The organism is Pseudomonas sp. (assembly GCF_036387035.1).
Classification (GTDB): Bacteria; Pseudomonadota; Gammaproteobacteria; order Pseudomonadales; family Pseudomonadaceae; genus Aquipseudomonas.
The window spans coordinates 40,363-50,679 of sequence record NZ_DASVUM010000248.1 but is presented as its reverse complement, the minus strand read 5'-3'; the positions used below and the strand labels follow the sequence as shown (position 1 = coordinate 50,679).

The window sequence follows — 10,317 nt, the reverse complement described above, 5'->3', positions numbered from 1 at the left end:
TGCCCTTCAGGCTTGCCTTCGGTTTCCCAGATCAATTGGGCCAACTGACGAACAGTGTCTTCGTCGACATTCATGCGTATCCCCCATTTATGCTTGCGCAAGACCTTGGCCGGCGCCAGTGCGGTGCCGAATCCATCGTCCGCTACGGTACCCGCCATGAACAGTACCAGCCGGTAACGAGGGTAAATGACGGGTGTGCAAAGGCCGGCGAACGCAAGCCGGCCGCTGGTCGGACTTAACGGATCCACCGGAAATCGACGGCGAACCACAATGGCCTCCTCAATCCCTGTTGCGTTTGAGCAGCAGACTGGCCACCAGGCCCAAGCCTGCAGCGACACCTACGGCGGCCCATGGATGAGTCGTCACGTAGGACTTGGCGGTGCCCACCGCGCGGGTCAGCGCAGGTTGTGCAGCGAGTTCGATCTCGGTCACCGGGCTGGTGCCACGAGCGAGAAAATCCTTGAGCCGCTCACGCGCCTGGGTCGTGCGATCTTCGTTCAGGGCATCCCCTGCCGCCAGCAAGGCGTTGGTCTCATCGAGAAAAGTGTTCAGCTCGGAACGGGTTTTCTGATAAAGATCGTCACGCAGTTTTTCTGTGATATCGCTTGCCATGATCATTCTGCTTCCTGGGTGTGAGAAGGGTTGACTGAAGCGCCAGTCGTTTCGTTCCAGCAATGATGAAAAATCCGCCAGTTACCGCACAGGAAGTCCTCAAGCGCCGCTCGCCCGCGGCCTGAGACGACATTCGATAGCCGTTTGATGTGTTTAGAAGGGACCCCATGAACGTTGTGCCGATCCTCGAACTGCCCGTTGACCAACAAGCCTACGTCCGCCACCTGCGTAATCAGCCAGGGGTGCGCACGTTCATGTACACGGACCACGAGATCAGCGAGGCCGAGCACCAGAACTGGCTTGAGGGGCTGCGTAACAGTTCACGGCAGCAGGTTTACGCCGTTGTGATCCAGAACGCGCCGGTGGGCGTGGTGTCGCTGAGCGCGATCAACACTGCACACGGCACCGCAGACTGGGCCTTCTATCTCGACACCTCGCTACAGGGCAAAGGCCTTGGCAGTCAGGTGGAGATGTGGATGCTCGACCACGCGTTCGGTGCCGCGGGGCTAGAGAAACTCAACTGCGAAGTGCTGGAGACCAACCCGGCGGTGATCAAGATGCACCAGAAGTTCGGTTTCGTGATCGAGGGCGTGCGACGGCAAAACATCGTTCGCGACGGCAGGCGCATTGGCGTGGTGTTGCTAGGCATCACCAAGGGTGAGTGGGACGCGCAGCGGCCCAAGGTGCTGTCGGCGGTGGAGAGACTGGCCGGACGTCGCTAGATCATGCGTCAGGTTTGGTGCCCGGCCAAACCATCGACGCGTGGCGTGGCCTTGAGTAGTCGCCGATCAGGCGATGTTCAATAACCGCACGGCCGGACGTTCGTCGGCTTTGCGATACAGATAGTCCCGCCATTTGCGGAAGGCGCTCTGTTGCCTGACCCGCGCTTCTTCCCACTGTGCCCCGCCGATGTGCTCCACCGGGATGGCCATCATTTGCTCGGTAGCCTGATCCAGCTCGCTGATCAGGTCGAGTGCGTTAGGAATATCGAAAGTGTGAGGTCGCATAATCGGTCCGTTTTTTTTGGCTACTGCATTGATCAGCCAACCCGTTGATAGTGCGGACGTTCCGACGAATGGCGCAGGTATGCATCAGGTTTTTCGCGTGGACAAAAAACCCCACACGCGGTGGGGTCTGCTGGTACAGCCGGGGTTTCACCTTCTGGCTATTGGCCAGGAGTCTCTTCAGCTTCGTCGACAGGGGGATTGTCGGGAATCGGCATCTCGTCCAGGCCTTTGTTCCGCGCTGCGGTAGCGGCGTCCTCACCCTCCTCTGAGCCTTCGTCTAAGTCGGTACCCGAGTCCTCACTTGTGTCGGGGTAGGTTTCTTCCCCGCTACCCGGCTCGGCGGGGCCTTGATAAGCGTTCCCTGGCCCGTTGTCTTCGATACCCATGATGACCTCCAGTACAAGGCGCAGGAAATCTGCGCTTATAGGACAGAGGTAGCGCAACGGCAATTAGTGCCCGGGACTGGATGAATGGCAGTCGATTGGAGTGCCCACTGGCAGCAGAACGTCGCCGCCGTGAACCTGCCTAAAGTTTTTCAGGAACTATCCGATACTCTGGTGATCTGGGAGCAAACCAGATACCCACCCCGTCAGGCCAGGACGCCTGCTTCATAAGCGTCACTGGAGCCTTCATGCCTACTATAAGCCTGAGCGACATGCAGCTGGACATCGAAAAGTCTGCTGCTTACTTTGAATCTCTTTCGCAAGTGCTCGATGGTCACGCGCTCTATCTCAGGGCTCAGAACGCTGTTTGCCGTCAGGAGGATTTGAGGCTGATCGAAGGTCAGGTCGGCAGCCTGTCAGTGTCTGTCAGCTATCTCAAAAGCGCCGCTTTGCGGATTGCCAAGGTCGCTTGAGGCTGGCGGCGACAAATCCTGACGTTGAGTTGTCCGCCGCGACCTCAACGCTCGCGCAATTTGGCGCGCCTTCACTCCATTATCACCGAGAGGACGTAACTGCCTTTTGACGGCGTCGTCCGCCCGAGTGTTGCCTGACCGCTGCCCACTTCAAGCTTGATGGGCGTCCCATGCATGATCGCTTCGTCGAACGCGTGGGGAATGGAGCGACCCAATGCCCGGACGGACAGCCGTTTAGTCGCCTTGACCAGCTCTCTCTTCGCAGCATCTTCGCCAGAGGACGACGCGACGTTCAAGATCAGTTTGACGCGTGTGGCCACGCCACCCTTCCCTTCGGCAAGGAAGGAAATCTCGTTACCATCGGGCTGACCTTCAGACACAGGCCTGACCACGCTAAGGCAACCTTCGCGGCCGTCCTCGTAAACGGTCCATTGGCCAGCGCGCAGCTTGGTGTCATTCAGCATCGAGCACGTCTTATCAAGAGGCTGCCCTTGCAGATCCGCCAGGCACAGTGAAGCAAAGGTGCAGCTTGCGATCGCTAACATGGAACGAAGCATCAAGAATTCCCTTATAGGCCGTGATGTGATGTGATCTGAGACGAGCCGAGCCGAGCCGAGCCGGATAGTGGCACTGTTCCTGTGCACCCGCCACTGCAAAGCGAAACGGAAGATTTCCACACGCACCTTGCTGAACGCCCCGCGGCGGCGGGTTTTCAGTCACCGCTGGCGCATCAAGTCCATCCCGAATCTGCCGATGACCTATGAAGGTTCGCCCGTACCAGGCGGCCATCAGGATTTATCGCAATGCAGGTTGCCCCCTATCCCATCAATGAAGCGGCGCGTCTGGAGTTTCTCCGCAGCCTGGACATCCTCGACACGCCCCCTGCGGAGAGATTCGATCGGTTCACCCGCGTGCTGGCCGAACTGGTCCAGGTGCCCATTGCGCTGGTTTCGCTGGTGGACGCCGACACGCAATGGTTCAAGTCCAGGGTCGGTATGGATGCTTGTGAAACCTCCCGGGATATAGCGTTCTGTGCCCATGCCCTGCACGCGGATGGCGCGCTGATCATCGAGGACGCCTCGACCGATATCAGGTTCCATGACAACCCGCTAGTGGTGGGCGCCCCCTTCGTTCGCTTTTACGTCGGCATTCCGTTGCGCTCCAGCGACGGCTACGTCGTGGGTACGCTCTGCGCGATCGACACCCGCCCAAGGTCAATAAAGCCGAGCACACTCTCGGCGATGAAGGACCTGGCCCGCGCGGTGGAGCGAGAACTGTTTCACGGCAGCATGGCCGGACAGGCCCGGACGGTCTTCGAGGACGAACGCCGCGCTCGGTCACTCAGTGAAACGCGGTTCGCCACGGTGTTTGAAGAGACGCCCACCGGGAAGGCCCTCGTCGATCTGTCGGGACGTCTTGAGGTAGTGAACCGCAAATTCTGCGAGATAACAGGCTACTCGGCAGAGGAACTCATCTGCAGAACGTTTCAGGAAATCACCCACCCGGACGACCTCGAAGCAGATCTGGCGTTGGTTGCCGACCTCATCGCGGGCCGTCGCAAGAACTACGCGCTGGAAAAGCGTTATGTGCGCAAGGATGGAACGCTGGTTTGGGTGGATTTGCACGTAGCGATATTACGAGACGCAGCGGGCGCTCCCCTGCACCTCATTGCCGCGATTCTGGATATCACCCCGCGCAAGCACAGCGAAGCACTCATCCAGAATTATCAGCACGAACTTGAACGGCGCGTGACGGAACGAACCCTCGACCTGGTGCAGAGTCAGCGAACCTTGCAATCCATCGCTGACAACATTCCGATGTTGATCGCGCAGGTGGATTCGGAACTGCGCTATGTGTTCAACAACGCCAGGTACCAGGAGATTTTCAACGTTGATCCGCTGTCACTTCGTGGCAAGTCTATTCAGACCGTACTGACGCCACCGGTCTTCGACGAACTGCTGCCCTATTTTAACCGTGCCCTGGCGGGCAATCGGAGCACTCGGGACGACATTCGCTATGACGAACTGGATGGCCGGATCTGGCGCGCGACCTATATTCCCGATGTTCGAGACGGGGCGGTGGTCGGGTTCTTTGTCATGTCCCAGGACGTGACCGAACAAAAGCGCAAAGAGAAATCGCTGACGGACCGGGCTTTGCTTGACCACCTGACCGGCCTGCCGAACCGCGCGGCGCTCATGGAAAAGCTCACCGACGCCGTGGACTCGGCACAGCGTGGCCTCACCGACTTCTCGGTGTATTTTCTTGATCTGGATGGCTTCAAACGGGTCAACGATGACTATGGCCACGACCTCGGCGACGAGCTGCTGTGCCAAGTCTCGGAGCGGCTGCGCCAGAAAGTGCGCCAGCAGGACACCGTCTGCCGGCTCGCCGGTGATGAGTTTGTGGTTATTGCGTCAGGCGCGAAGGCGCAAGACACCTGTGAGCGAATCGCCAGCGCCATGTGCGCAAGCCTCATGCAGCCTTTTCACATGCGAGGCCATACGATCCGCATCGGGACAAGCGTAGGCGTCGCCGTCTGCCCGGCGTACGCATCGATCACACCCGAGCACTTACTGGCCAGCGCAGACGCTGCCATGTACCAGGCCAAGCGTGGGGGGCGTAACTGCTATCGCTTCGCCCCTGCCGTGCAGATGCAGGATGGCCATGCGTAAAGGCGAATGACCCGGCGCCGGGCGAGTACGCTGCGGCAGCCGGGTCGTCCCGCTGTGCTAACCCCTGACGGGTTCCGGGTCATAAGTCCTTATCGAATCAATTCCCGGATAAAACCGCATCGCTATGCGTTTTCCATAGGGTCACAAGCTGTTCGCTGCCTTGTGTGCCGGGCGATGACCTTTCCCAGCAGACGAGCAAGTTGGTCAACCGAATACGGCTTCTGTAAAAGCTCAAAGCCGTTCGTCCCGTTCTGCGCCAAGACATGGCTGTAACCCGAAGCCAGCAAAACCGGCAGATGGCGGAAGCGCTCCTGGACCGTGCGGGCCAAGTCGATGCCATTCATCCCAGGCATGACGACGTCGGAAAAAACCACGTCGAACCGGTCCGCGTTTGGCTCCAACTCGGCCAGGGCCTGCTCCCCATTGCTCGCAAGTAAGGGCACATAGCCCAGGTCCGTCAGGGACTGCACAGCAAAACTGCCGACGTCGGCGTTGTCCTCGACCACCAGAACACGCGTGCCGTGCCCTTCCACAAATTGCGTCGCTTCCTCGATAATCCTGGCACTCATGCCTGCCGGGGCGCTGACGTTGGGCAGGTATAAGGTGAACACACTTCCCACCCCCACCTCACTTTCCACCATCACCTCGCCACCCGACTGCTTCGCAAACCCGAACACCTGGGACAGTCCCAGACCTGTGCCATGGCCGACGCTTTTGGTGGTGAAGAAGGGCTCGAAGATTTGAGCAAACTTCGACGCAGCGATACCGATACCTGTGTCTGCAACCGAAACGGCTACAAACGGGCCTTTGCCGAGTGCATCTGCGCCCGGGATCGCTTCTACTGTTGCGACAGTTATCGTGAGCTGCCCTTCGCCCTGCATCGCATCACGCGCATCAGGGCCATGTTCACAAGGGCAGTGTCGAACTGGCTTGGGTCTGCTTCGACGTAACAACGGCGCTCTGGAAGCGCTGTCGTGATTCGAATCAGGGAACCTGTCAGCGTCTCCATCATGGTTGAAAGACCGCGGACGCTGTCGCAAGCAGCGAACACCTCAGGCTTCAGCGTCTGCCGCCGAGCAAATGCCAACAGCTGGGCGGTCAACTTGGAGGCCCTGTCGACGGTGGTAGAAATCGCCGAGATGTATCGCTGCCGCCGAGCCTCGGGCACGTCAGGCCGCCGAAGCATGTCAGTCGAGGACTTGATGACTGTCAGGAGATTGTTGAAGTCGTGCGCGACGCCGCCCGTTAGCTGGCCGATCGCCTCCAGCTTTTGAGATTGCCTCAAGGATTCTTCGGCACGGGACAGCGCGTCAGCCTGCAGTTTCTCAGCCGTAATATCGCGCCCCGTTGCGAATATTAGCTCCTCGGCCGGCGCGGCCACCCATGATATCCACCTGTGGCTGCCGTCTTTATGCCTGTAGCAATTTACCAGCCGTGGCGAACCGCCCTGCGCTGCGTGCAGGTAAGCCTGCTGCGTAGCCACATGATCATCGGGCACGACGAATTCATTAACGTGGTGATTGATCAGTTCGTCCGGGGTGTAGCCCAACAACCGTGTCCACGCTGGATTCACTCGCACGAACATGCCGTCGAAGTCGATTACCAGCAGCAGATCGGGGGACGTGTTCCAGAGTCGGTTGAGCTCGTCGGTGCGTTGCGAAACCTGGTATTCCAGCGAGTCGTTCAGGCGTAGAAGCGCTTGCTCGAACAGCTTTCGCTCACGGTCGGCAGCCACCTGGCCGGTTATCTCGCTGCACACACCGAGGAAACCCTGGACGTGCCCGGCGGGATCAAAAAAAGGCGTATAGGAAAACGAAAAGTGCGTCTCTTCCGAGTAGCCTTTTCGACGCATCATCAGTTTTATGTCGTCCATGAGCACAGGCTGACCCATGTAAGCGGCATCCACAATCGAAGCAAGATCTCCCCTGATCTCGTCCCACACCTCTAAAAACGGACGTCCTAACGCGCCCGGGTGCTTGTCGGCCAGAATCTCGGCATATGAATCGTTGTACAGGAGAACTTGCGAAGCGCCCCAGACCAGGAACATAGGTTGGGCTGACGCGAGCATCAGGCTCACCAGTGTCGATAAGCTACCGGGCCAGTCTGCTCGGTCATTGAGCGGGGTTGTTGTCCAATCTTTTTCAACGATCAGCGCGGCGAGTTCGCTGCGGTCTTCGAGCATCAAATCAGGCTCCACGATCTTAGCCCCGGGCGTTCGCGTCCGAAATGGAAGACTTGTTCGCAACAAACGCCGGGGACCCTTATTCAACGGCTTAACAGTTCGCTAATGATTGCGCTACGCTGCGCCGAGTTCCGTTTCGCAAGCACGCACCCGACGTACTGCAGTCCATCAACCTCAAGACCGCAGTACCGCTGGCTGAAATGTGGACTATCTTGTCACCCATCAGTCACAGATTTAGAGAATGTCGGAACTCTCGTGGGCTTCACAGCCTCTTGCATAAGACCGCTTCAATCGCATCAGGAACCGCTATGAACAGGCGCGCCAACGAGAGCACCACTCAATTTTCCGGCTTTGCTGTGGAGGACGTCGGCCGGCTCGACCTCCCAACCAACGTTTACAGGGAAGCTCGAACGCTTTTGGAGCGGATTCTTGCTTCCAATTCCCTCGAGCAAACGACCCAAGTGCTGGCGCTTGCCAGCGACACGCTGCGTCTGCTCCGTCAGGCCAACAGTCTGACGGCTAATCAAGCCCAGGATCTGAGCACGCTGTTTCATGCCGCGTCGTTCGAGCGCACCGGGCGATTCCAGAGTGCAGTCAATGTGGCGATTCAGGGCCCCATCGGGCACCAGGCGGTGAATGATGGCGAGCTACCCGGGTTGAAGGGACCTGGAACCGGCGCTCCAGACTTCATGAGGGGCGATCTCTCGATGAAGGACTGGGCCAGACGGTGGATGATCTTGAGTGATGGCTGGGTGGGTTGCGTGGTATGCGAAGGCGCGCAGCCAATACGGGAGGGAGGCCAGGCCTTCGTGCACGAGGAAGACTGCCGCCACCAGGTTGCGCATGGCGAACGTCCATGGTTGCTTCTGCGTGATCGCCTGAGTCGCCTCTCATAGCCTGCGGGTCGAGGCGCTCAGTAGATCTCCGATCAAATCAAGAGGCAGGTGACTTTTCGTGACCTGTTCCCTCGTTAACGGGTAGCCGGGGCGGCTATCGATACCCCCGCGCCTGGATGTCGAACAGGCTCGCATAGCGCCCGCCGCCAGCAATCAGCTGCTCGTGGGTGCCTTGTTCCAGAATCCGGCCCTGATCCAGCACGATAATGTGATCAGCGTTGCGCACGCTGGAGAATCGGTGAGAAATCAGCAAGGTCATGCGCCCCTCGGCGTACGCGCGGAAGTGCTCGAATACGGCAGCCTCGGCCGCAGCGTCGAGGGCGGCCGTCGGTTCGTCCAGAATCAGCAGATCGGCCTCACGGCGCATGTAGGCCCTCGACAGCGCGACCTTTTGCCATTGCCCACCTGACAATTCCTGCCCACCGACGAACCAGCGCCCCAGCTGCGTGTGGTATCCGTTGCTCAGGCGCTCAATAAATTCGGCGGCAATCCCTTGAGTGGCCGCATCGCGCCAACGGTCCTGGTCATCGAACGCTTCGACGTCACCCACCCCAAGGTTTTCGCCGACGGTCATCTGGTAACGGATGTAGTCCTGAAAGATCACGCCGATCCGCTGGTGCAAGGCCTGTTCATCCCAGTCCTGCAAATCGCTGCCGTCCAGCAGGATCCGGCCTTCGTCAGGCGTATAGAGTCGGGTAAGCAGTTTGATCAACGTGGTTTTACCCGAGCCGTTTTCGCCCACCAGCGCCAGGCTCATGCCCTGCTTCAGGTGCAGGCTGATGTCGTTGAGCGTGGGGTGCGCGGCACCCGGGTAGCGGAATCCCAAGCGCTCGCAGCGCAAGCCGTCGCCCGGGCGTGCACCGGTCTTGAGCGTGCCGCGTATGGGGGCCACCGGCACCCCAAGGTATTCGTAGAGGTCGGACAGGTACAGGCCGTCCTCGTACAAGCCGGCAATCGCGCTGAGGCTGGCAGTGATGGCGACCTGGCCTTGCTTGAACAGCACGAGGTACATGGTCATCTGCCCCAGTGTGGTCTGGCCGCGCACGGTGTCCAGCACCACCCACGCGTAGGCCACATAGAACGCGGCAGTGCCCAACAGCCCAAGGGCAAAACCCCAGACGTCGCGTCGCACGGTGAGCCGGCGGTCTTCGGCGTACAGGCGCATGAAATTGTCGCGATAGCGTTGCAGCAACAACGGCGCCATGCCGAAGAGCTTCACTTCCTTGGTGTGCGCCTCGTGGGACAGCAATGATTCCAGGTAATTTTGCTGGCGGGTTTCCGGGGCGCGACGCTGAAACAGGCGGAAGGCATTACCGGAAAAATGCGTCTCGGCGAAGAACACCGGCAGCGCGCCAAGCACCAGAATCAGCAGCGCCCACGGGGAAAAATGCACCAGCAACACCGCAAAGCTGACCAGCGAAATAAGGTTTTGCGTAAGCCCCAGGCCTTTTGTAACGAGGCCCAGTGGCCGGGTCGATGCATCGCGCCGCACGCGCACCAGCTTGTCGTAGAAGGCCGAGTCCTCGAACTGCAGCAGCGATAAGGTCTGAGCCTTTTCCAAAATCATCAGGTTGACCTTCTGCCCCAACTGCACCCGCAGTAGCGCTTGTTGCATTGAAAGCGCCCGTTGCGCCGCGGCCAACAATGCCAATACGCCCGCCTCGGCCAACACGTAACGCAGGACAGGCCATAACGGCGCCTGGCCGCCATCGCCATGGATCTGCATCGCCTGAACCACCGCATCGACGATCCGCTGGCCGATCCAGGCCGCAAGCGCGGGCAACATGCCGGCGATCAGCGTCGCCACGATCAAACCGCTGAACAAGGGCCGGGAAGTCGCCCAGACAAGGCCGACCGCCCTGCCGCTCTGGGTTGAAAATGCAGTCAGACGATTGAACAGCGACATTAAACGCGCAGGCTCCGGATGGGGGGTGACGGGGGATTGTACCGGGTAGTTCGACACGCTTCGCTGGTGTTGATGACAGCTACAGCGCGCTGCCCGGATGAGCCGGGTCAGCTCAGACTGCTGTGGGAGTGAGCAAAACACCTTAAGGGGGTGGAACAGACGCACGTCACGGGGGGACGCAGCGGA

At 59.5% G+C, this 10,317-nt stretch carries 10 protein-coding genes and 1 pseudogene; 4 read left to right on the top strand and 7 right to left on the bottom strand.

Annotation, left to right across the window (positions count from 1 at the left end; genetic code table 11):
* Both VF672_RS22985 and VF672_RS22980 read right to left on the bottom strand, forming a co-directional pair.
* Window positions 1-269, bottom strand: a pseudogene (locus VF672_RS22985) (hypothetical protein); the annotation flags it as partial.
* A 10-nt stretch (window positions 270-279) separates the two neighbouring features.
* Window positions 280-612 (bottom strand): DUF883 family protein, encoded by a 333-nt coding sequence (locus VF672_RS22980; protein WP_331107221.1) that lies wholly within the window; start codon window positions 610-612, stop codon window positions 280-282.
* Between the two features lie 167 nt (window positions 613-779).
* Between VF672_RS22980 and pseH the strand changes: the two genes are divergently transcribed.
* Window positions 780-1,334, top strand: coding sequence for a UDP-4-amino-4,6-dideoxy-N-acetyl-beta-L-altrosamine N-acetyltransferase (gene pseH / locus VF672_RS22975; protein WP_331107219.1), 555 nt, complete (start codon window positions 780-782; stop codon window positions 1,332-1,334).
* A 66-nt stretch (window positions 1,335-1,400) separates the two neighbouring features.
* Here the strand turns inward: pseH and VF672_RS22970 are convergent, their stop codons facing one another.
* A complete protein-coding gene (locus VF672_RS22970) occupies window positions 1,401-1,619 on the bottom strand; it encodes a hypothetical protein (RefSeq protein WP_331107217.1) in 219 nt (72 codons plus the stop codon).
* Window positions 1,620-2,250: 631 nt separating this feature from the next.
* Here VF672_RS22970 and VF672_RS22965 point away from each other — a divergent pair.
* The gene (locus VF672_RS22965; RefSeq protein ID WP_331107215.1) at window positions 2,251-2,475 is read left to right on the top strand and encodes a hypothetical protein; all 225 of its coding nucleotides are present in this window, start codon (window positions 2,251-2,253) and stop codon (window positions 2,473-2,475) included.
* A 71-nt stretch (window positions 2,476-2,546) separates the two neighbouring features.
* On the opposite strand, the gene VF672_RS22960 is transcribed toward VF672_RS22965, so the two are convergent.
* Window positions 2,547-3,032, bottom strand: a complete 486-nt coding sequence (locus VF672_RS22960) for a hypothetical protein (protein ID WP_331107213.1) — start codon at window positions 3,030-3,032, stop codon at window positions 2,547-2,549.
* Between the two features lie 246 nt (window positions 3,033-3,278).
* Here VF672_RS22960 and VF672_RS22955 point away from each other — a divergent pair, with 246 nt between their 5' ends.
* A complete protein-coding gene (locus VF672_RS22955; protein WP_331107210.1) occupies window positions 3,279-5,147 on the top strand; it encodes a bifunctional diguanylate cyclase/phosphodiesterase in 1,869 nt (622 codons plus the stop codon).
* A 122-nt stretch (window positions 5,148-5,269) separates the two neighbouring features.
* On the opposite strand, the gene VF672_RS22950 is transcribed toward VF672_RS22955, so the two are convergent.
* Window positions 5,270-6,028: a response regulator gene (locus VF672_RS22950; RefSeq protein WP_331107208.1), complete on the bottom strand. Its 759-nt coding sequence runs from the start codon at window positions 6,026-6,028 to the stop codon at window positions 5,270-5,272.
* Entirely contained in the window at window positions 6,001-7,329 is a 1,329-nt protein-coding gene (locus tag VF672_RS22945) for a PAS domain-containing protein (protein WP_331107206.1), read from the bottom strand. Before VF672_RS22945 ends, VF672_RS22950 begins: the two co-directional genes overlap by 28 nt.
* A 308-nt stretch (window positions 7,330-7,637) precedes the next feature.
* Here VF672_RS22945 and VF672_RS22940 point away from each other — a divergent pair, with 308 nt between their 5' ends.
* On the top strand, window positions 7,638-8,225 hold the full coding sequence (locus VF672_RS22940) for a hypothetical protein (RefSeq protein ID WP_331107204.1): 588 nt from the start codon (window positions 7,638-7,640) through the stop codon (window positions 8,223-8,225).
* 94 nt (window positions 8,226-8,319) lie between these two features.
* On the opposite strand, the gene VF672_RS22935 is transcribed toward VF672_RS22940, so the two are convergent.
* Window positions 8,320-10,131 carry an ABC transporter ATP-binding protein gene (locus tag VF672_RS22935; protein WP_331107201.1) on the bottom strand — a complete coding sequence of 604 codons (1,812 nt, stop codon included), beginning with the start codon at window positions 10,129-10,131 and terminating at the stop codon, window positions 8,320-8,322.
* Between the last annotated feature and the right edge of the window lie 186 nt (window positions 10,132-10,317).